Source organism: Acidovorax temperans, from assembly GCF_028596105.1.
Taxonomy (GTDB): domain Bacteria; phylum Pseudomonadota; class Gammaproteobacteria; order Burkholderiales; family Burkholderiaceae_C; genus Acidovorax; species Acidovorax temperans.
In genome coordinates this window covers 2,233,529-2,254,111 of record NZ_CP117193.1, presented here as the reverse complement: position 1 = coordinate 2,254,111, position 20,583 = coordinate 2,233,529, and the positions used below count along the sequence as shown (strand labels likewise).

The 20,583-nt window shown below is 60.8% G+C and carries 16 protein-coding genes; 7 read left to right on the top strand and 9 right to left on the bottom strand.

Annotation, left to right across the window (positions count from 1 at the left end; genetic code table 11):
* Positions 1–11: 11 nt before the first annotated feature.
* The 3 genes from PQV96_RS10650 to PQV96_RS10640 all read left to right on the top strand — a co-directional run bounded on the left by PQV96_RS10650 (position 12) and on the right by PQV96_RS10640 (position 2,041).
* Positions 12–1,118, top strand: coding sequence for an NAD(P)/FAD-dependent oxidoreductase (locus PQV96_RS10650; RefSeq protein WP_207373307.1), 1,107 nt, complete (start codon positions 12–14; stop codon positions 1,116–1,118).
* 186 nt (positions 1,119–1,304) lie between these two features.
* Complete coding sequence (locus tag PQV96_RS10645; RefSeq protein ID WP_067512465.1) at positions 1,305–1,607, top strand: DUF883 domain-containing protein; 303 nt, start codon at positions 1,305–1,307, stop codon at positions 1,605–1,607.
* Positions 1,608–1,645: 38 nt separating this feature from the next.
* Positions 1,646–2,041 carry a phage holin family protein gene (locus PQV96_RS10640; RefSeq protein ID WP_066693003.1) on the top strand — a complete coding sequence of 132 codons (396 nt, stop codon included), beginning with the start codon at positions 1,646–1,648 and terminating at the stop codon, positions 2,039–2,041.
* 427 nt (positions 2,042–2,468) lie between these two features.
* Here the strand turns inward: PQV96_RS10640 and PQV96_RS10635 are convergent, their stop codons facing one another.
* Complete coding sequence (locus PQV96_RS10635) at positions 2,469–3,560, bottom strand: quinone-dependent dihydroorotate dehydrogenase (protein ID WP_066692997.1); 1,092 nt, start codon at positions 3,558–3,560, stop codon at positions 2,469–2,471.
* A 37-nt stretch (positions 3,561–3,597) separates the two neighbouring features.
* On the opposite strand from PQV96_RS10635, the gene rpiA reads away from it, so the two are divergent.
* A complete protein-coding gene (rpiA, locus tag PQV96_RS10630) occupies positions 3,598–4,287 on the top strand; it encodes a ribose-5-phosphate isomerase RpiA (RefSeq protein ID WP_066692994.1) in 690 nt (229 codons plus the stop codon).
* 75 nt (positions 4,288–4,362) lie between these two features.
* Here rpiA and PQV96_RS10625 read toward each other — a convergent pair whose 3' ends face one another.
* The 7 genes from PQV96_RS10625 to PQV96_RS10595 all read right to left on the bottom strand — a co-directional run bounded on the left by PQV96_RS10625 (position 4,363) and on the right by PQV96_RS10595 (position 14,961).
* Entirely contained in the window at positions 4,363–5,022 is a 660-nt protein-coding gene (locus PQV96_RS10625) for a DUF4124 domain-containing protein (RefSeq protein ID WP_207373306.1), read from the bottom strand.
* Between the two features lie 41 nt (positions 5,023–5,063).
* The gene (locus PQV96_RS10620) at positions 5,064–7,097 is read right to left on the bottom strand and encodes a M3 family metallopeptidase (protein ID WP_273625211.1); all 2,034 of its coding nucleotides are present in this window, start codon (positions 7,095–7,097) and stop codon (positions 5,064–5,066) included.
* A gap of 69 nt (positions 7,098–7,166) precedes the next feature.
* Positions 7,167–8,018, bottom strand: coding sequence for a bifunctional methylenetetrahydrofolate dehydrogenase/methenyltetrahydrofolate cyclohydrolase FolD (gene folD / locus PQV96_RS10615; RefSeq protein ID WP_044396751.1), 852 nt, complete (start codon positions 8,016–8,018; stop codon positions 7,167–7,169).
* Positions 8,019–8,203: 185 nt separating this feature from the next.
* Complete coding sequence (locus PQV96_RS10610; protein WP_044396750.1) at positions 8,204–8,830, bottom strand: response regulator transcription factor; 627 nt, start codon at positions 8,828–8,830, stop codon at positions 8,204–8,206.
* Positions 8,827–11,388, bottom strand: coding sequence for a PAS domain S-box protein (locus PQV96_RS10605; protein WP_273625210.1), 2,562 nt, complete (start codon positions 11,386–11,388; stop codon positions 8,827–8,829). Before PQV96_RS10605 ends, PQV96_RS10610 begins: the two co-directional genes overlap by 4 nt.
* A gap of 43 nt (positions 11,389–11,431) precedes the next feature.
* Positions 11,432–14,401, bottom strand: a complete 2,970-nt coding sequence (locus PQV96_RS10600; protein WP_273625209.1) for a Tn3 family transposase — start codon at positions 14,399–14,401, stop codon at positions 11,432–11,434.
* Positions 14,402–14,403: 2 nt separating this feature from the next.
* Positions 14,404–14,961, bottom strand: a complete 558-nt coding sequence (locus PQV96_RS10595) for a recombinase family protein (RefSeq protein ID WP_004213590.1) — start codon at positions 14,959–14,961, stop codon at positions 14,404–14,406.
* Between the two features lie 556 nt (positions 14,962–15,517).
* Between PQV96_RS10595 and PQV96_RS10590 the strand changes: the two genes are divergently transcribed.
* The 3 genes from PQV96_RS10590 (at position 15,518) to PQV96_RS10580 (ending at position 19,845) form a co-directional block, all read left to right on the top strand.
* A complete protein-coding gene (locus PQV96_RS10590; RefSeq protein ID WP_059401174.1) occupies positions 15,518–16,240 on the top strand; it encodes a hypothetical protein in 723 nt (240 codons plus the stop codon).
* A 112-nt stretch (positions 16,241–16,352) separates the two neighbouring features.
* Positions 16,353–19,118 (top strand): magnesium-translocating P-type ATPase, encoded by a 2,766-nt coding sequence (gene mgtA / locus PQV96_RS10585; RefSeq protein WP_059401175.1) that lies wholly within the window; start codon positions 16,353–16,355, stop codon positions 19,116–19,118.
* A 10-nt stretch (positions 19,119–19,128) separates the two neighbouring features.
* Positions 19,129–19,845 carry an MgtC/SapB family protein gene (locus PQV96_RS10580; RefSeq protein WP_059401176.1) on the top strand — a complete coding sequence of 239 codons (717 nt, stop codon included), beginning with the start codon at positions 19,129–19,131 and terminating at the stop codon, positions 19,843–19,845.
* 11 nt (positions 19,846–19,856) lie between these two features.
* Here the strand turns inward: PQV96_RS10580 and PQV96_RS10575 are convergent, their stop codons facing one another.
* The gene (locus tag PQV96_RS10575; protein WP_273625208.1) at positions 19,857–20,498 is read right to left on the bottom strand and encodes a recombinase family protein; all 642 of its coding nucleotides are present in this window, start codon (positions 20,496–20,498) and stop codon (positions 19,857–19,859) included.
* Positions 20,499–20,583: the final 85 nt, after the last annotated feature.

Genomic DNA, 20,583 nt, shown 5'->3' with positions numbered 1-20,583 from the left:
GGCGAGGAACGATGGATCAAGTGGAATGTGTGGTGGTCGGGGCGGGTGTAGTAGGTTTGGCTATAGCGCGAAAACTTGCTTTACAAGGGCTTGAAGTGATGGTGCTGGAAGCGGCAGACGCCATCGGCACAGGCACCAGTTCCCGCAACAGCGAAGTCATCCATGCGGGCCTTTACTACCCCACCGGCTCGCTCAAAGCGCGCTTGTGCGTTGCAGGCCGTCAGCAGCTTTATGCGTATGCCCAGGAGCGCGGCGTGGAGCACCGACGGTGCGGTAAATTACTGGTGGCTACTGCAGATGAGCAGCGCGAAGGCCTCCGAAGCATTTACGACCGTGCGCTCAGCAATGGTGTCACAGACTTGCAATGGCTGGATCGAGCCCAGGCGCAAGCCATGGAACCCGCGCTGGAATGCGTTGCTGCCTTGTTTTCGCCCAGCACCGGCATCATCGACAGCCACGGGTTGATGTTGGCGCTGCAGGGTGACCTGGAGAACGCGGGAGGACTTGTTGCATTGAATTCGGCCTTGGCGCACGCCAGCATTGCGCAAGGTGCTATTGATTTGGCAGCAACTGACGGTACCCGTTTGAGAACCCGCTTGCTCATCAATGCAGCGGGGCTGCACGCCCCTCAACTGGCTCGGCAATTTGCCGGTTTGGATCCGGTTCATGTGCCCGAGCCACGGTTTGCCAAAGGCAACTACTTCACCCTCTCTGGCAAGGCACCCTTCAGCCATTTGATTTACCCGGTGCCCGAGGCGGCGGGCTTGGGCGTGCATCTGACGCTGGACTTGGGCGGGCAGGCCAAATTTGGGCCAGATGTGCAGTGGGTGGACTCCGCAGATGACCTGGTGGTCGATCCTCGCCGGGGTGATGCGTTTTACGCCGAAGTACGCAAATATTGGCCTGCGTTGCCCGACGGTGCGTTGCTCCCTGGCTATGCGGGTATCAGGCCCAAAATTCATGGCCCCGGAGAGCCTGCGCCTGATTTCTGCATCCAGGGCCCTCAAGACCATGGCATCGCGGGCCTGGTGAACCTCTTCGGCATCGAATCCCCTGGCTTGACCAGTTCACTGGCAATTGCTGACCATGTTGCAGAGTTACTCGGCCAGGGTGGGTGATCAACTCCCTGCAAAGTTTGTAACCCTACGCGACGATGTCCTACAGGCTGGCAGGGTGTAGCGGCGCTAAGATGCTTTCACACGGACACTTCCAATGGTTACCTCATTGATGTCAGCATCCAATGCGGACACCGTTGGTGCTTTGCAGGTTTAGGTCTCAACTTGTCTTTTTAAAAAGGAAATGCCATGAACACATCTGAACACTTCACCACTCAAGGCGAACTGGAGAAACTGGTGTCTGACTTGCGCGGCTTGCTGGCCAACAAAGACCTGGACGTCGTTCCCGAGATCAAGCTGCTGCGTCAACGCCTGGACGACGGCATCCACTCCGCCCGTGAATCCGCCATTCGTGCAGCGCAAGACGCCGCTCGCCAAGCCAAGGACGCAGCGATTGCTGCCGACCGCTACGCCCATGACGAACCTTGGCGCGTGGCCGGTGCCGCCTTGGCCGTTGGCGCCCTCGTGGGCTTTTTGCTGGCCCGCCGTTAAAGCGCGGTGGCTTCCACTCCTCCGATCTACAGCATGCTATGAATTGGCTGGCTTTGTTAGGGCTGGATGTGATCGTCGCCCGTTGGCGTGTGGCGGCGATTGAAGGCGCCATCGCGGTGGAAGACCGCATGGAGCTGGCCAAGCTGGAGTGGCAAGACCAAAAACGCTACATCCGGCGCGTATTGGCGCTGGCCATGGCGGTGGCTGGATTGACCGTGGTGAGCATGGTGATGGTCTCCATGGCCGTGCTCGTCCAGTTTTGGGACACCCCGTACCGCAGCGTTGCGGGCTGGGTGGTGGCCGGGGTTTGGTTGGCCGCTTGGCTTGGCCTGCTCGTCGCGCTACTGCGCAGCGTACAGCGGGCGGAAGACGGATTTCCTTTAACGCGCCGCGAGCTTGCGCAGGACTGGCGTGACATCAAGGATATGCTATGAGTGACCCAACCCCTTCTATGCATCCAGAGGAGCCTCAGGGGCCTGCCACGCCTGCACAGCAAAAGATTCTCCATCGGATCGCTGCGCAGCGGGAACGGATTCAGGCCCGCCGCAAGGCCTATGCGCAAGCCAACAGCGCTGCGGAGGCCGGTGCTGCTGGAATTGGCGACGATTCACTCGTACTGCGCTGTGTGGCATTTGCCAAGCAGCATCCAGCGGCAGTGGTCGCTTTGGCAGGCGCTGCAATGGCACTTGGCCCCAGCCGCCTCGTGCGCTGGGCCAGCGTCGCGCTACCTTGGATATTGCGCTTTCGCCGCTGATCACGCCAGAACAGGGCGCCCGCTGCAAGTGAGGCCAGGCCAGTATTGCGGCCAGCAATTCGCATGCAGCCGGGTCTTTCCACAGACCCACCACTGCACTGCTAACTTCAGCGTTTAATCCGTGAAGCCTTGATGGCCTTGGCGGCCTGCTCTACCAGTGCAGGGCCTTCATAAATCAGCCCGGTGTAGATCTGCACCACGTCGGCACCCGCCTCGATTTTGCTAACGGCATCTTTGGCACTCATGATGCCGCCGACACCCACAATCGGAAAGTCACGGCCCAGCGCTGCTCTGAGCTGACGAATCACACGGTTGCTGGCCTCCAGCACCGGCGCTCCGCTGAGACCACCCGTTTCTGTGGAGTGGGGCATGCCCTGCACGGCATCGCGCGCGATGGTGGTGTTGGTGGCGATCACTCCGTCCATGCCATGGCGTTGCAGGGTGCTGGCAATCACCCCGACCTGTACCTCGTCCAGATCGGGAGCAATCTTCACAAAAATAGGGACCCTGCGTTTGGTGCGTCCAGCGCTACCTGCGTGTGGCAACTCCTGGTTCGCCAGCCACTCGCGCCGCTCGGCAATGGCTCCCAGCAAAACATCCAGTGCTTCATCGCTTTGCAGAGCCCGCAGGTTTTGCGTGTTGGGCGAGCTGATATTGACGGTCACGTAATCGGCATGCGGGTATACGCCATCCAGGCACGCAAGATAGTCGCTGGTGGCATTTTCGATGGGCGTGCTGGCGTTTTTGCCAATGTTCAGCCCCAGCAACATGGGTGTTGCGCAATGCTGCTTGCGGAACTGAGCCCGCTGCACGTTGTGGATGAATGCATCAAGGCCCTCATTGTTGAACCCCAGGCGGTTGATCAGTGCACGGGCCTCGGGCAGTCTGAACATGCGCGGCTTGGGGTTGCCTGGCTGGGGCTTGGGGGTGACGGTACCCACCTCCACAAAGCCAAAGCCCATGGCTCCCAAGGCGTCGATGCACCGGGCGTTTTTGTCCAGCCCTGCAGCCATTCCCACCCGATTCGGAAATCGCAAACCGGCCAGTTCCACAGGGTCGTCCACACGCGTTTGGCACCAGGCCCACTGCAACGGGGTTCGTTGCCCCTTGGCCAGCATGTCCATGGTCAGGTCATGCGCGGCCTCCGGGTCCATGCCAAACAGAAAGGAGCGGGTGAGGGAGTAGGGGATGAGAGACATGGAACGATAATTGAAGAATTACCTTTGATTTTCTCCCATGACGACACCTTCATCACTCACCCAAGACGAACTCAAGACCCTGGTAGGCCAAGCCGCGCTGCAATACGTGGTGCCCGGCGACATCGTGGGCGTGGGCACGGGCTCCACCGTCAACAAGTTCATTGATGCTTTAGCCAGTATCAAGTCGACCATCAAGGGGGCTGTATCCAGCTCTGTGGCCAGCACCGAACGTCTTCAGGCTTTGGGTATTCCAGTGTTTGATGCGAACGAAGTGCAGTCTCTGTCGGTGTACATCGATGGTGCAGACGAAATCGACGGTAACGGCAACATGATCAAGGGCGGTGGTGCTGCCTTGACCCGTGAAAAAATCGTGGCCGCCCTGGCGCAGCGGTTTGTTTGCATCGCAGACGAGTCCAAGCGCGTGGAGGCGCTGGGCAAGTTTCCGTTGCCGGTGGAAGTCATCCCCATGGCCACACAGCACATTGCCCGCCGCTTTGAAGCCATGGGCGGGGTGGCCAAGGTGCGGCTGAAAGATGGCAAGCCCCTCGTGACCGACAACGGCCAGCACATCCTGGATGTCACGGGCCTCTCCATTCACAACCCGCTGGAATTTGAATCGCAAGTGAACCAGTGGCCTGGCGTGGTGACTGTGGGCGTTTTTGCCCACCAGAAGGCGGCCGTGTGCTTGCTGGGCACCGCCCAAGGGGTGCAAACCTTGATTTATTGATCTGCGCCGATCAACAGTCAGCTGCAAAAAAGGGGTGCCAGAAGGCACCCCTTTTTGTTTACAACCTGAGTGTTATCAGAACTTGATTCCCGCAGGGTTGTTCGGGTTGGGGGCATTCGGATCGGGTGCGGCCACAGGGGGGCGGGCCAATCGACGCACAGTTTCGGTCGCAGCAGGAGCCGTATCAGCCGCTGCCGCAGCAGGCGCTGGCTTGGGTGGTGTCAGCGGAGTTGCTGCAGGACGGCGGTAGTTGCTGGGCAACTGCGAAGTCTTTGGGTAACCCGCTGCGTCAAGGTAGGAGTTCCATTCCGAATCCGAGAAACCCGACAGTTGCTGCCCGCCAATGGTGGCGAAAGGCAAGCTCGAATCGCTGCCCAGCTTCGTCAGGGCTTGCAGGTCTTCCGACGTGTTGATCGTGCGTTCAGAGAAAGGCACACCCCGGGCTTCCAGCATGCGCCGCGCCGTATCGCAGGGCGCGCAGTTCTGGCCGGTGTACAGAGTGACCGGAAAACGCGCTGCCACTTTGCCCAGTTCAAAGGGCAGACCTGCGCCCGCAGCAGAGGAGCTACCGGGCGTACCTGCTGTCGTTTGCGCCGGTTTGGCGGCCGTATCGGGGGCCCGGTCAGAGAACGTCACCTTCCCGTCAGGGCCAACGATGCGGTAGACGGTTTGCGCATGGGCCCCCATCGACAGCAATGCAAGCATCAGGGACAAAGACAAAACTTTGGGCAGCATATGGTTTCTCCTCAAGAAGGGCTGTATCCCAGGAATGGGGCTTATTGGCTCATTCCCTGGTGGCGCAGCAGGGCGTCCAGTTGCGGCTCACGGCCACGGAATTCTTTGAATGACTCCATGGCTGGGCGGCTACCGCCTGCTTCCAGAATTGCCTTGCGATAGCGGCGACCTGTTTCAATGCTCGGCTGGCCGTCAGCCCCCACCGTTTCTTCAAAGGCTGCGTAGGCATCGGCACTCAAGACCTCGGCCCACTTGTAGCTGTAATAGCCCGCCGCGTAACCGCCCGCAAAAATATGGCTGAAGGTGTGGGGCGTGCGGCTGAAGGCCGGAGGCTGCAAGACGGCCACTTCATTGCGCACCTTGGCCAGCAAAGGCATCACGTCATTGGCTGGGTCGTGCTCGGTGTGCAGCAGCATGTCAAACAGGGCAAATTCAATCTGGCGCAGTGTCTGCATGCCTGCCTGGAAATTCTTGGCGGCAATCATCTTGTCAAACAACGCGCGGGGCAACGACTCTCCGGTCTCGACGTGAGCCGTCATGTGCTTGAGGACATCCCATTCCCAGCAGAAATTTTCCATGAACTGGCTGGGCAACTCCACTGCATCCCATTCCACACCGCCAATGCCCGACACGTCGCGCTCGTTCACCTGCGTGAGCATGTGGTGCAGGCCGTGGCCAAACTCATGGAACAGGGTGATGACGTCGTCGTGCGTCAGCAGCGCAGGTTTGCCATCCACGCCATCGGCAAAGTTGCAGACCAGATGGGCTACGGGGGTTTGCAGCTTGCCGGTATCCGGGCGCAACCAGCGGGTGCGCACGTCATCCATCCAGGCGCCGCCGCGCTTGCCGGTACGGGCGGGCTGGTCCAGGTAGAACTGGCCTACCAGTTCACCGTTGCGTTCAATGCGGTAAAACTCCACCGAGGGATGCCACACGGGTGCGCTGTCACGGCGAATTGCTACCTCAAACAACGTTTCGATGATCTTGAACAGCCCCGCCAGCACTTTGGGGGCTGTGAAGTACTGCTTGACCTCTTGCTCGCTGAAGGCGTAGCGTGCCTCCTTGAGCTTTTCAGCAATGTAGGGCCAATCCCAGGCTTCAGGCGCTGCAAGACCCAGCTCCGCGCGGGCAAATTCGCGCATGTCAGCCACGTCTTTTTCAGCGTAAGGACGTGCACGGTGGGCCAAGTCACGCAAGAAGTGAATGACTTCGGCGGGCGACTTCGCCATCTTCGGCACCACAGACACCTCGCCAAAATTGGCGTAGCCCAGCAGCTGCGCTTCTTCCTTGCGCAGTGCCAGGATTTCGTTGATCAGCGCGGTGTTGTCAAACTTGCGGGCATCGCCCTCGGCTTGTTCGGAAGCGCGTGTCACGAAAGCGCGGTAGAGCTTTTCACGCAGATCCGCACGTTGGGCGAATTGCATGACCGGCAGGTAGCAAGGCATCTTCAGCGTGAGCTTGTAGCCATCTTTACCCTCGGCCTTGGCAGCGGCCAGCGCAGCCTGCTGCACATCGGCCGGTACGCCTTCCAGTTCTTCGGCAGTGGCGTAGTAGGCAAAGGCATCCGTCGCATCCAGGGCGTTTTCGCTGAACTTCTGGCTCAACTCTGCCTGGCGCTCCTGGATTTGCGCGAAGCGCTCTTTGGCGGGGCCAGTCAGTTCAGCGCCGCTCAACACAAAATTGCGAATGGCGTTGTGGTGAGCACGCTGCTGCTCGGCGTTGAGCGTGGCGGGGTCAATGGCCTTGTACTTGGCGTACAGGCGCTCATCCGCACCCAGGCGTGTCCAAAACTCGGTGACCTGTGGCAGTGCCGCGTTGTAGGCCGCACGCAGCTCCGGCGTATCGGCCACGCTGTTGAGGTGGCTCACGCTGCCCCAGGCAATGCCCAATTGCTCGGTGGCAACATCCAGCACCTTGGCAATGGCGTTCCATTCGGCCGGAAAGTCCGGCGCGGTCACGGTTTCAAGCGCTGCGTTCGCTTTTTCCAGCAGCGCATCGACGGCGGGGCCGACGTCGGCAGGCTGGATGCGATCAAACGCGGGCAGGGCGGAGAAGTCGAGAAGGGCGTTGCTCATGCGGATGTAGATAGCGGCGCAGCGCGCAGGTTCAAGTTGCAATGCAGCCGAAAAGGATTTCTGCCCGAATTAACCGGCAGCGCGCTCTGCGGCTTCCATGGTGTTGACCAGCAGCATGGTGATGGTCATGGGGCCCACGCCACCGGGCACAGGGGTGATGTGGCCGGCTACGGCCTTCACGCCTTCAAAGTCCACATCACCGCAGAGCTTGCCTTCGTCGTTGCGGTTCATGCCCACGTCCAGCACCACGGCGCCGGGCTTGACCATGTCGGCAGTCAGCACGTTGCGCTTGCCCACGGCGGCGACGATCACATCAGCCTGCAGGGTCTGGGCCTTGAGGTCAGCCGTGCGCGAGTGGCAAATGGTGACGGTGGCGTCTTTTTGCAGCAGCATCAAGGCCATGGGCTTGCCCACGATATTGCTGCGGCCAATCACCACCGCGTGCTTGCCCTTGAGGTCGTAGCCAATGCTCTCCAGCATCTTCATGCAGCCGTACGGCGTGCAGGGCCAGAAGCCAGGCATGCCGGTCATCAGTGCGCCTGCGCTGGCAATGTGGAACCCGTCCACGTCCTTGGCGGGGGAGATGGCTTCGATCACCTTTTGTGCATCAATGTGGGCAGGCAACGGCAATTGCACCAGGATGCCGTGGATGCTGGGGTCGTTGTTCAGCGCCTCTACACGCGCCAGCAGCTCTGCCTCGGTCATGCTGGCATCGTGCTTTTCCAGCACAGAGTACAAACCACTGTCTTCGCAGGCCTTGACCTTGTTGCGCACGTACACCTGGCTGGCCGGGTTGTCGCCGACCAGGATCACCGCCAAGCCGGGAGTCACCCCCCGGGCTTTGAGGGCAGCGGCACGTTCGGCCACTTGGGTGCGCAGTTGGCGGGAGAGGGCGTTGCCGTCGATGAGTTGAGCAGTCATTCTGTTTTACAAATAAAAACAGGCTCTTCTAGCGAATAGTAGTGATGGAAATCGCCGCACGTCTGTAAACGACGATTTCGACGTACGACATTTATCGAGTGCATCACTAGCATTCGCTAGAAGAGCCTAAAAACAGCTGCCAGCGCAGATTGGATAAGCGCAGGCAGCTATGAAAATAGGAGCAATCAGGCCTTGGGCGCGTTCTGGCCCAGAGCAATTTTCAGCAGATCGGCCACGGTGTTGGCATTGAGCTTTTCCATGATGTTGGCACGGTGCGCCTCCACGGTCTTGATGCTGATGCCCAGGTCGTCGGCGATCTGCTTGTTCAGGCGGCCTGCAACGATGCGTTCGAGCACCTGCGCTTCGCGGCTGGTGAGCTTGGAGAGCAGGGCATCGCGGCTGGCGGCTTGCTGAAAGCCCGCAAAAGCTTCGCGGGCATGGTCCAGCATGCGCTCAACCAAGCCCAGCAGTTCTTCTTCATCAAAAGGCTTCTGGATGAAATCCAGCGCGCCTTTTTTCATGGTGTTCACCGCCATGGGCACATCGCCGTGGCCGGTGATGAAAACGATGGGCAGAGGCGACTTGCGCTCGATCAACCGGTCTTGCAATTCAAGGCCCGTCATGCCGCCCATGCGGATGTCCACAATCAGGCAGGCCACTTCGCGCGGGTCATAGCGCGAGAGGAAGGTCTCAGCCGAATCAAAGCAGCGTACGCGGTAATCCTTGCCCTCCAGCAGCCATTGCAGCGAATCGCGCACGGCCTCGTCATCATCTACAACGTAAACAGTGCCTTTTTTCGGAATCAAGCTCATGCAATTGTCCTCGGAGTTTGCTCGTTTGCTACAGAGTTTGTAGTGTCATCGGCAGGCTTTGCCAGCGGAAGCCAGAAGGAGAACCGGCAGCCAACGACGTCCGTTCCATTGTAGATGTTCTGCGCCTGCATCCTTCCCTGGTGGGACTCGACGATGCTGCGGCACAAATTCAGGCCCATGCCCATGCCTTCCTGCTTGGTGGAGAAGAAGGCTTCAAACAGCCGCTCCAGCACTTCAGGGGCCAGGCCTTTGCCCGTGTCCTGCACCGAAAATTCGACAACCTCGCCTTCGTCCGTGTGCTTGGGAACCACGCGCAACTCCACACTGCGGCCCGAAGGAGGGCGCTGCGCATGCTGGATGGACTCGGCGCCGTTCTTCATCAGGTTGACCAAGACCTGCTCGATCAGGATGGTGTCGGCCATCACGGGGGGCAGGCGGGCTGCAATGTAGTGGGTGAGGCGCACGTTGTGACGGCGCAGTTCAATGTCTGCCAGCTCCACGGCTTCAGACACCATGCTGTGCACGTCGGCCAACGTGCGGTTGGGTTCGCTCTTTTTCACAAAGGCGCGGATGCGCTGGATGATTTGGCCCGCACGCTGCGCCTGGTGGGCGGTTTTTTGCAGTGCCGACAACAACGCTTCTTCCGTGATCTGCCCACTTTGGATGCGCGAGACCATGCCCGAACAGTAATTGTTGATGGCGGTGAGCGGTTGGTTGAGTTCATGCGCCACGCTGGAGGCCATTTCACCCATGGTGATGAGGCGGCTGACCGATTGGGCGCGCTCCGCCTGGCGCTCGGCTTGCTCTTCAGCCAGGCGACGGGGGGTGATATCGGTGGCAATGACCATCTGAGCCAAGCGGCCGTCCACCCAGTTCAGGTAGCGTGAGCGTACTTCCAGCCATTTGCCCAGGTCGGGCAGGTAAATCTCGGCGTTTTCAGACCGCGCGCTGGTCAACGGGTCGGTGGGCAGCCCCATCAGGCCATCTTCGTCATCCACCCCGCTGTTGCTGGCGACCGGCAGCACACCGGCCTGGGCCACCAGTTGCAAGTGCCCCGCCGTCTGGGATCCGAACCATTGGCGATAGAGCTTGTTGGCAAACAGCAGTTCTTCGCTGCCCAGCGGCGCCACCGACACCGAGGCGTCCAGCGACTCCAGCACGATGGTGAAACGCTCATGCGCAGCCGTGAGTTGCTGGCGCACGCGGTTGGGCTCGGTGATGTCGGTCATCGACGTCATCCACCCGGTTTGCTGGCCGTGGGCGTCAATCAGGGGCGAGACATACAAGCGGGCATCGAACAGCGTGCCGTTTTTGCGCTGCACGCGCACCTGGAATCCGCCGGACCCGCTGCGGCCGCTCAGCTCGTCGCGCAGCTTGGCATGCAGGGATTCATGGTCTTCCTTGGGCCAGTAGGGGTAGGGGGGCTTCAGGCCCACCAGTTCGGCTTCGCTCCAGCCAGTCATCTGGCACAGCGCCGCGTTCACGTAGGTGATGCGTCCTTCCATGTCCAGCGCGCGCATCCCGGTCAGGATGGAGTTTTCCATGGCGCGACGGAAGTTGGTCTCAGCCACCAGGGCTTGCTGCGCCTGCATGCGCCTGCGGGTGTGGCGCCAGGTGGCAATCAGCATCCAGGCCGTCATGGCGCTCAAAGTGCCCACCAGCCAGAACAAGCCGCTACCCACCACGCCCAGCGAGGTGCGGTAAGCCTGCGCACGCAGCACCAACCCATTGCCGACGGGAGACACCGGCACTTCGTATTCGTTGGCCTTGGGCGTCCAGGGCAGTAACTGGGTGGCAGGGTTGCGCGGAGGCAGGGGGGTACCTGCCAGCACCTGGCCACGGGCATCCATCAACGTAACGGCATAGCGCGCCAGCACTTCGGTAGGAGTGCCATAGCGCAGCAGGCTGTCGATGGAGTACTCGCCCAGCACGACGCCTGCGAACTTACCCTGGTTGTTCAAAGGCACCTGCAATTGCAGCAAGGGCGACGCATCCCCCTTCGCGGCAGCTGGCTGGGCGTAAACCGGTTGCTGCAGGTCACGGGCCAGGCCGTAGGTGTCTGCGGTCTCTCCAGGCTTGAGCAACTCGCCCGCCACCCGCAACTGCTGGCTCGACAGCGTGGGCGCCGCATGGCTGGCGCGAATCTTTCGGCGCTCATCAATCCAGGTGATGGCCTGCAGCTCGGGGTATTGGCTGATGAGGGCCTCGGCCCTGTTCACAAATTCCGCACGCTCCAGCTCCTGGTTGGAGATGTCGCGGGCAATGCGCATCAGTTGTTCCTGGCGTTCCAGCAGGCGCAGGCGAACCCGCTGCTGCGCATATTCCACGTCACGGCGAAGGGCTTCTTGCTCGCGCTCGGCCTCCTCCGCGCGCAGATACCAGAACGCGGCCACGATGGCGGCCAGAAACATCATCACCGCAGCCAGGGGTGCCAGGGCGGCAAACCGGTCCTGGCGCGTGGGCGATAGGCTGCGCCACCACTTGCGCCACCAGCGTGCGGGCGCGGCAATGGCCGATGGCTCGGGGGCTGTTGTGGTCTCTGGGCTTGTCGTTTCCATGGCTGAAGTGGGGATCGTCTCAGAAAACGGAAAATAAAGCACGTTAAGCCGGTGGCAGTGGTCGCAACGGTCTGAACTTGCCTGCGCCGACCTTGGTGCTGCTGCGCCAGAGGTAATCGCCGGTCAGATTGATGTGTTCCCACCCCAGCGGTGACAGGTATTGAAACAGCGTCTCGTCTACCGGTTTGCCGTGCCCGTTCAAAGCATTGGTTGCCCGTTCCAGATAGGCCGTGTTCCAAAGCACGATGGCCGCCGTTACCAGATTGAGGCCGCTGGCCCGGTAGCGTTGTTGCTCAAAACTGCGGTCGCGGATTTCGCCCAGTCGGTTGAAGAACACCGCCCTGGCCAGCGCGTTGCGCGCCTCGCCTTTGTTGAGTCCGGCCTGCACGCGGCGGCGCAGCTCCACGCTTTGCAGCCAATCCAGTATGAACAGCGTGCGCTCAATGCGCCCCAGCTCGCGCAGTGCAACGGCCAGTCCGTTCTGACGCGGATAGCTGCCGAGCTTGCGCAACATCAGCGAGGCCGTCACCGTACCCTGCTTGATCGAAGTGGCGAACCGCAAGATTTCATCCCAATGGGCGCGTATCTGCTTGATGTTCAGCCGGTCGCTGCTAATCACCGGCTTGAGCGCGTCATAGGCGGCATCGCCCTTTGGGATGAATAGCTTGGTGTCGCCCAGGTCTCGGATACGTGGCGCGAATCGGAAGCCCAGTAGGTGCATCAGGCCGAAGACATGATCGGTAAAGCCCGCTGTGTCGGTGTAGTGCTCCTCGATCCGCAAGTCCGACTCGTGGTACAGCAGGCCATCGAGCACATAGGTTGAATCACGCACGCCGACGTTGACTACCTTGGTGCTGAAGGGCGCGTACTGGTCGGAGATATGGGTATAAAACGTCCGGCCTGGACTGCTTCCATACTTCGGGTTGATATGCCCGGTGCTCTCCGCTTTGCTGCCGGTTCTGAAATTTTGGCCATCCGACGATGACGTGGTGCCATCGCCCCAGTTTCCGGCAAAGGATTGCCGGAACTGCGCGTTGACCAGTTCGGCCAGCGCCGTTGAGTACGTTTCATCCCGGATGTGCCAGGCTTGCAGCCACGACAGCTTGGCGTAAGTCGTGCCTGGGCAGGACTCGGCCATCTTGGTTAGCCCGAGATTGATGCCATCAGCCAGGATCGTCGTCAGCAGCAAGGTTTTGTCCTTGGCCGTGTCGCCGGTCTTCAGATGCGTGAAATGCCGGGTGAAGCCTGTCCACTCATCAACTTCCATCAGCAGTTCGGTAATCTTGACGTGTGGCAGCAGCATCGCCGACTGGTCGATTAGGGCTTGTGCGGTCTCCGGCACCGCCGCGTCCAGCGGCGTGATCTTCAGGCCGGACTCGGTAATGATGGCATCCGGCAGATCATTGGCCGCCGCCATGCGGTTGACGGTGGCAAGCTGCTGTTCCAGCAATGCCAGTCGGTCGTGCAAATACTGATCGCAATCGGTGGCCACTGCCAGCGACAATTCGTTGGCCAGCTTCAGAGTAGCGAACTTCTCGGCCGGCACCAGGTACTCATCAAAGTCCTTGAACTGGCGCGAACCCTGCACCCAGAAATCGCCTGATCGCAGCGCGTTCTTTAGCTCTGACAGGGCGCACAGCTCGTAGTAGCGCCGGTCAATGCCATCGTCCGTGAGCACCAGTTTCGCCCAGCGTGGCTTGATGAATGCGGTCGGCGCGTCGGCGGGCACCTTGCGGGCGTTGTCGCTGTTCATGCCGCGAAGCACCTCGATGGCATCGAGTACGCCCTTGGCGGCTGGTGCCGCCCGTAACTTAAGTACGTCCAGGAACTGCGGCGCGTAGCGGCGCAACGTGGCGTAGCTTTCACCGATGCGATGCAGAAAGTCGAAGCTCTCCGGCTGCGCGAGCTTTTGCGCCTCCGTGACGCTGGCGGCGAAGGTATCCCACGGCATTACGGCCTCGATGGCGGCGAACGGATCGCCGCCGCTCTGTTTGGCTTCCAGCAAGGCTTGGCCGATGCGGCCATACATCCGCACCTTGTCATTGATCGCCTTGCCGGAAGCCTGAAACTGCTGCTGATGCTTGTTCTTGGCGGCGTTGAATAGTTTGCCAATGATGCGGTCGTGCAGGTCGATGATTTCGTCGGTGACGGTGGCCATACCTTCAATGGCCAGCGAAACCAGAGTGGCATAGCGTCGTTGCATCTCGAACTTTGCCAGATCGGCAGGCGTCATCTGCCCACCCTCACGGGCGATCTTGAGCAGGCGGTTCTGGTGAACTTGTCGCTCGATGCCTGCGGGAAGGTCAAGCGCCTGCCAAGCCTTGAGGCGCTCGATGTGTTCAAGCATATGCCGAGAGTTCGGCTTGACGGGCGACTGGCGCAGCCATGCCAGCCACGTCAATTTGCTGCCGTCCTTGCGCTTGAGAAGTTCGTCCAGGCGCTGACGGTGGAGCGATAACAAAGAATCGGTCAACGCCGCGTAAATACGCCGGTTGGCACGGGTGATGGCCTCGGCGCTCGCGCGCTCGATGGCATTCATGGCGGGCAGGATGATGCTCTGCCGCCGCAGGTTTTCGACAAGGGTGCTGGCCAGCACAATCCCTTTATCGGTCTGCAAGGCCAGCTCGGTCAATGTATGCACGGCTTGCCGGTAGTGACTCATGGTGAAGGGCTTGAACCCGAACACCGTTTGCAGCTCGACCAAGTGCTCCCGCCGCGTCTGCTCGCGCTGGCCGTAATCGTTCCAACTTTCCACCGGCACCTTGAGTTGTGCGGCCACCATGCGCAACAGGGGCGGAAACGGAGGCTCATCGATGCCCAAGAAGATGCCAGGGAATCGCAAGTAGCAAAGCTGCACGGCGAAGCCCAATCGATTCGCAGCGCCGCGACGCTGGCGGATCACCGATAGGTCGGTTTCGTTGAACGTGTAGTGCCGTATCAGTTCGTCTTTGGCATCTGGTAGTGCCAGCAGGCTTTCGCGCTCGGTGGCGGACAGGATTGAGCGGCGCGGCATGATCAGTCTTCCCGCAGGTACTGGTACAAGGTTTCGCGACTGATGCCGAAGTCACGGGCCACCAAGGTTTTTTGATCGCCTGCCGCGACTCGCTGTTTCAACTTGGCAATTTGTTCGCTGTTCAGCGATTTCTTTCGTCCCCGGTAGGCACCGCGCTGCTTGGCCAGCACGATTCCCTCGCGCTGGCGTTCGCGGATCAGTGCGCGCTCGAACTCCGCAAAAGCCCCCATGACCGACAGCATCAAATTGGCCATCGGTGAGTCATCGCCGGTGAACGCCAGCCCTTCTTTGACAAACTCCATCCGCACGCCCCGTTGTGTCAGCCCCTGAACGATGCGGCGCAGGTCATCGAGATTGCGTGCCAACCTGTCCATGCTGTGCACCACCACGGTGTCGCCCTCGCGCACAAAGGCCAGCAGCCTTTCAAGTTCGGGACGTTGCGTGTCCTTGCCGGAAGCCTTATCGGTGAATACCTTACCGACTTCGATTTGCTCCAGTTGCCGATCAGGGTTCTGGTCGAAGCTGCTGACGCGGATATAGCCAATGCGTTGACCTTGCAAGGTGCCTCCAAAGGTAAAAGTGTCAGGATGAAATCCATTACCCTTGGCGGCTTGTGTCAATAAATACAAACTACAACTCTATTCTGACGTGCTTTGCGCCAAGCATCTGACATCAGGTTTGTCGTTTTCAGAAGGCGATTGCACACATTTTCAAAAGTGCACTGCACTATGGCAAATAGGAGAAGCTTGCTCTACCTCTTGGGTTCGGGGATTGTCCAGTCAATGCCGTGAGAGTAGAATTACGGCCTTCATCAACTGCGGAGTTCCCAAGTGGGCACTTGTTCGAGTGACAGTAGTCAGCCGGTTTTAAGCGCCGGCACCCTCTCGGCAAGATAACGCGCAGGTTCTCCCTGCCGCTGTCTCGCCGAACGCGAGAGGCGGCAACCCGTCGCAGCATCCGCTGCACGTCATTCGCCTCCCAGACGACTGATTGGCTGATCGCCCCAAGGTGATCGGCCACGAACGTCGCTTGCCGTGTGCATCAACCAAGGTGCCACGCGATGAGCCGTGCACGCGACAGGGCTTCGCCTCGATCCAAGAGGAGAACGCTGTGCGTATGACCCGTTTCCGACACCCCGGCCGCTTCGGCGCGGCCTACCCGCCACTCCGGTCGGCGCTGCTGAGTGCCGCTTTGCTGGCAGGCAGCACCGCCCATGCGGCACGCCCCATGATTACCGACGACGCCCGCATCGTCGATGCCAAGGCGTGCCAGCTCGAAAGCTGGGTCAAGAAGAACCCGGACAGCACTGAATTCTGGGCGCTTCCGGCTTGCAACTTCACCGGCAATCTGGAGCTGACCCTGGGCGGAGCCTCCACCCGCGAAGCGGGCAGTGCCAAAACCACAGATGTCGTCATGCAGGGCAAGACCCTGTTCAAAACCATGGACACCAATGGCTGGGGCATCGGCTTGGCGGTCGGTACGGTTCGCCACCCACAAGCGGATACCCGCGACTGGTATGCCTATGTGCCGACCAGCTTTTCCTTCCGCGACGATGCCGTGGTCGTTCATACCAATGTGGGCTGGCTGCGCGAGGGGGAGCCCCGGCACAACCGTTTGACCTGGGGCCTGGGCACCGAAGCCCAGCTCACTGAACGCACCTGGCTGATCGCCGAGACCTTCGGTCAGAACCAGGGCAAGCCCTTTCATCAACTGGGTCTGCGTCACTGGCTGGTGCCGGATCGCATCCAGCTCGATGCGACTTACGGCAACCGCAACGGCGGCGGCGAACGATGGTTTTCCATCGGCCTGCGCCTGCTGTCGGTGCCGTTCCTGCCGTGATGCCATGACCGTCACAAAACCTTAGCAAACTATGCCAGACCCTGAATATCGGCTGCCTGCCTGAGCACGCTTTCAACAGTGTGGATCGGGCAGGCCGCCCCGGAGAACAAGAATGAACTTCACACTGCTGAAAGAGCTGTTCGCAGGCTTCCTGCGTACCCGGCACCTCGCCAGACACTTCCGCCGCCTGACGCTGCTGGACACCCTCGCACAGACCGGCGTCAGCCGCGAAGTGCCGCCAGAGCTGACCCAGACCCTGGTCAGCGCCGCGACGACCGACCCCGCCACATTGCTGCGGCAACTGGACAGCCACGCCGATGGCTTGTCCGAATCGCAGGCCGAGGCCGTTCGGACCCGCGTCGGCCTGAACGAGGTTGAGCACGAGAAGCCGCTGCCTTGGTGGACCCACCTGTGGCACTGCTACAAGAACCCGTTCAACCTGCTGCTGACGCTGCTGGCCGTCATCTCCTACCTTACCGAGGATATGAAGGCCACCGTGGTGATTGGCACCATGGTCGTGCTCTCGACCTTGTTGCGCTTCTGGCAGGAAGCCAAGTCCAACAAGGCCGCCGATGCGCTCAAGGCCATGGTCAGCAACACGGCCACCGTCATCCGCCGTGATCTGTCCGAGGATGCCGCGCCGATCTTCGAGCAGTACTACGGCGCGCATCTGCATGTGAAAGATGCCAATCGCATCGAGCTGCCGATCAAGCTGCTGGTACCTGGCGATCTGATTGTGCTGTCGGCGGGCGACATGATCCCTGCCGACTGCCGCGTGCTCAGCGCCAAGGATCTGTTCGTGGCCCAGGCCGCCATGACCGGGGAGTCGATGCCGGTGGAGAAGTTCGCCACCCAACGCGACGCCAAGGCGATCAACCCGCTGGAACTCGACAACATCCTGTTCATGGGCACCAACGTAGTGTCCGGCTCGGCCACGGCCGTGGTGCTCGGCACCGGTAACGCCACGTACTTCGGCGCGCTGGCTTCCCGCGTCACGGCGACCGACCGCGCACCCACGGCATTCCAGTCCGGCGTCAACAAGGTGAGCTGGCTGCTGATCCGCTTCATGTTCGTGATGGCCCCGCTGGTGCTCTTCATCAACGGCTTCACCAAAGGTGACTGGATGGAAGCGCTGCTGTTCGCGCTGTCCATCGCGGTGGGCCTCACGCCCGAGATGCTGCCGATGATCGTGACCTCAACGCTGGCCAAGGGCGCGGTGATCCTGTCGCGCAAGAAGGTCATCGTCAAGCGCCTGGACGCGATCCAGAACTTCGGTGCGATGGATGTGCTGTGCACCGACAAGACCGGCACGCTCACGCAGGACAAGATTTTCTTGGCCCGGCATGTGGATGTCTGGGGCGAGGAGTCCGACGAGGTGCTGGAAGCGGCCTACCTCAACAGCTACTACCAAACCGGCTTGAAAAATCTGCTGGACGTGGCAGTGCTCGAACACGTGGAAGTGCATCAGGAACTGAACCCGGCCAACAACTACCGCAAGGTCGATGAAATCCCGTTCGACTTCAACCGCCGCCGTATGTCGGTGGTGGTGAGTGAGCGCGAGGACCACCACGAGCTGGTCACCAAGGGCGCTGTCGAAGAAATTCTGAGCGTGTGCACGCAGGTGCGCCATGGCGACGCCGTGGAGCCGCTGACGCCCGATCTGCTGGCCCGCATCCGCGAAGTCACCGCCGCGCTGAACGAAGAGGGGCTGCGCGTGGTGGCAGTGGCGATGAAGGAGGTACCGCCGACCCAAGACACCTACGGCATTTCCGATGAGCGCGAGCTGACCCTGATCGGCTATGTGGCCTTCCTCGACCCACCAAAGGAATCGACCGCGCCTGCGCTCAAAGCACTGGCCGAGCATGGCGTCACCGTCAAAGTGCTGACCGGCGACAACGAGCTGGTGACGGCCAAGATTTGCCGCGAGGTCGGGCTGGATCAGCAGGGCGTGCTGCTGGGCAGCGACATCGAGCGCATGAGCGACAAGGTGCTGGCCGAAGCCGTGGAAAGCCACAACGTCTTTGCCAAGCTCACGCCCTCCCACAAGGAGCGCATCGTGCGCCTGCTGAAAGCCAACGGCCATGTCGTTGGCTTCATGGGCGACGGCATCAATGACGCGCCGGCGCTGCGCACAGCCGACATCGGCATCTCGGTGGACACGGCGGTGGATATCGCCAAAGAAGCCGCCGACATCATCCTGTTGGAAAAGAGCCTGATGGTCTTGGAGGAAGGCGTGCTGGAAGGCCGCCGCACCTTCGCCAACATGCTCAAGTACATCAAGATGACGGCCAGCTCGAACTTCGGCAATGTGTTCTCGGTGCTGGTGGCCTCGGCCTTCATCCCCTTCCTGCCGATGCTGCCGATGCACCTGCTGGTGCAGAACCTGCTGTACGACATCTCCCAGATCGCCATCCCCTTCGACAATGTGGATGACGAACTGCTGAAGAAGCCGCAGCGCTGGCAGCCGGGCGATGTGGGCCGCTTCATGGTGTTCTTCGGGCCGATCAGCTCGATCTTCGACATCACCACCTACGCCATGATGTGGTTCGTGTTCAGCGCCAACACGCCGGAAGAACAAACCCTGTTCCAGTCCGGCTGGTTCATCGTCGGCCTGCTGACCCAGACCTTGATCGTGCACATGATCCGCACGCCGAAAATTCCGTTCATCCAGAGCCGGGCAGCGACGCCGCTGCTGGTGATGACGGCGGTGATCATGGCCATCGGCATCTTCCTGCCGATGGGGCCGTTGGCGCACTACTTCAAGCTGCAAGCCCTGCCGCCGCTGTACTTCGTGTTTCTGCCCATGATCCTGCTGGCGTACATGGGGCTGACCCAGGCCATGAAGGGCATCTATTTCCGCCGCTACGGCTGGCAATAAGGAGGCGAGCATGGAGGCAATTCAAAACATCAACCTGACCTCCCTGCTCGACACCCTGATCAGCCTGGCCGCAGCCTTCGTGCTCGGTGGGCTGATCGGCTTCGAGCGGCAGTACCGGCAACGCACGGCGGGCCTGCGCACCAACGTACTGGTGGCCGTGGGCGCGGCCTTGTTCGTTGATTTGGCCAATCGGCTGCACGGTCACGATGGGGCCGTGCATGTCATGGCCTATGTGGTGTCCGGCATCGGCTTCCTCGGTGCGGGCGTGATCATGCGCGAAGAGGGCAATGTGCGCGGCCTGAACACCGCCGCCACCCTATGGGGGTCAGCGGCAGTCGGTGCGGCAGCGGGTGCCGACCTGATCGTGGAGGCAGTATTAGGTGCCTTGTTCGTGCTGGCAGCCAACACCCTGCTGCGCCCCATCGTCAACACCATCAACCGCAAGCCGCTGGACGTGGAATCGGTCGAGGTGACGAATACCGTCTATGTGATCGCCGAGCGAGCGCATCAGAAGATGGTGATGGCCCAGCTTGAGGAAGAGCTGGAACGCAGCAGCTATCCGACGCGAGACCTCGATATTCACGCCTTCGGCGAGGAGGATGTCGAGATCGAAGCGACCTTGGTGGCCACGTCGGTCGATGGTGACGACCTGGATGCGCTGGTCAAACGACTTGCGGCACTACCGGCTGTTCGCCAGGCATTCTGGAGTCCGAGTACGACCGAGTGACCTTAAGGCCGTCAGGCATGCCCCAGCAATTTCGCACCATCCGGACGCAACTCTCCCTTGGGCGAGAGATGCCGGTACAGCGTCTGCCTGGTGATGCCCAGCTCCTGGCACAGATCACTGACCTTGGTTTCTGGCTGCCCCATCGCGGCCATCGCCAAGCGCAACTTGGCGGCGGTCATTTTGAAAGGCCGCCCGCCTTTGCGGCCCCGCGCCCGCGCCGAGGCCAGGCCAGCCACGGTGCGCTCGGCAATCAGCTCGCGCTCGAACTCGGCAAGCGCCGCGAAGATGCCGAAAACCAGTTTACCGGCAGCCGTCGTGGTGTCGATGGCGGCACCATGCCCCGTCAGCACCTTGAGACCGATGCCACGTCCGGTCAGGTCGTGCACGGTGTTGATCAGATGGCGCAGGTCGCGCCCGAGACGATCCAGTTTCCACACGACCAACGTGTCGCCTGAGCGCAGCGCCTTCAAGCAGCTTGCCAGACCAGGCCGATCCTCGCGCTTCCCCGATGCCTGGTCTTCGTAAAGATGGGCCGAATCGACACCAGCCGCAATCAGCGCATCGCGCTGTAGGTCGGTGGCTTGGGAGCCATCCGCCTTCGATGGGGTCTCCTCGTTTTCAGTGCAATAAGTGACGGTACGAAAAGCTAGCACTGGCGCGGAGGTGGTGTTGGTAGATCGTTGATTTCATTGACTTTCCTGTTCACTTTCAAATCTGCGATTCGTGGCGTCAAACCGT

Coding starts and splice junctions, on each gene's coding strand:
- PQV96_RS10650 (WP_207373307.1), top strand. CDS start 12: ATGGATCAAGTGGAATGTGTGGTGGTCGGGGCGGGTGTAGTAGGTTTG.
- mgtA (WP_059401175.1), top strand. CDS start 16,353: ATGAACTTCACACTGCTGAAAGAGCTGTTCGCAGGCTTCCTGCGTACC.
- rpiA (WP_066692994.1), top strand. CDS start 3,598: ATGACGACACCTTCATCACTCACCCAAGACGAACTCAAGACCCTGGTA.
- PQV96_RS10605 (WP_273625210.1), bottom strand. CDS start 11,388: ATGGAAACGACAAGCCCAGAGACCACAACAGCCCCCGAGCCATCGGCC.
- PQV96_RS10590 (WP_059401174.1), top strand. CDS start 15,518: ATGACCCGTTTCCGACACCCCGGCCGCTTCGGCGCGGCCTACCCGCCA.
- PQV96_RS10600 (WP_273625209.1), bottom strand. CDS start 14,401: ATGCCGCGCCGCTCAATCCTGTCCGCCACCGAGCGCGAAAGCCTGCTG.
- PQV96_RS10625 (WP_207373306.1), bottom strand. CDS start 5,022: ATGCTGCCCAAAGTTTTGTCTTTGTCCCTGATGCTTGCATTGCTGTCG.
- PQV96_RS10620 (WP_273625211.1), bottom strand. CDS start 7,097: ATGAGCAACGCCCTTCTCGACTTCTCCGCCCTGCCCGCGTTTGATCGC.
- PQV96_RS10635 (WP_066692997.1), bottom strand. CDS start 3,560: ATGTCTCTCATCCCCTACTCCCTCACCCGCTCCTTTCTGTTTGGCATG.
- PQV96_RS10640 (WP_066693003.1), top strand. CDS start 1,646: ATGAATTGGCTGGCTTTGTTAGGGCTGGATGTGATCGTCGCCCGTTGG.
- PQV96_RS10645 (WP_067512465.1), top strand. CDS start 1,305: ATGAACACATCTGAACACTTCACCACTCAAGGCGAACTGGAGAAACTG.
- folD (WP_044396751.1), bottom strand. CDS start 8,018: ATGACTGCTCAACTCATCGACGGCAACGCCCTCTCCCGCCAACTGCGC.
- PQV96_RS10580 (WP_059401176.1), top strand. CDS start 19,129: ATGGAGGCAATTCAAAACATCAACCTGACCTCCCTGCTCGACACCCTG.
- PQV96_RS10610 (WP_044396750.1), bottom strand. CDS start 8,830: ATGAGCTTGATTCCGAAAAAAGGCACTGTTTACGTTGTAGATGATGAC.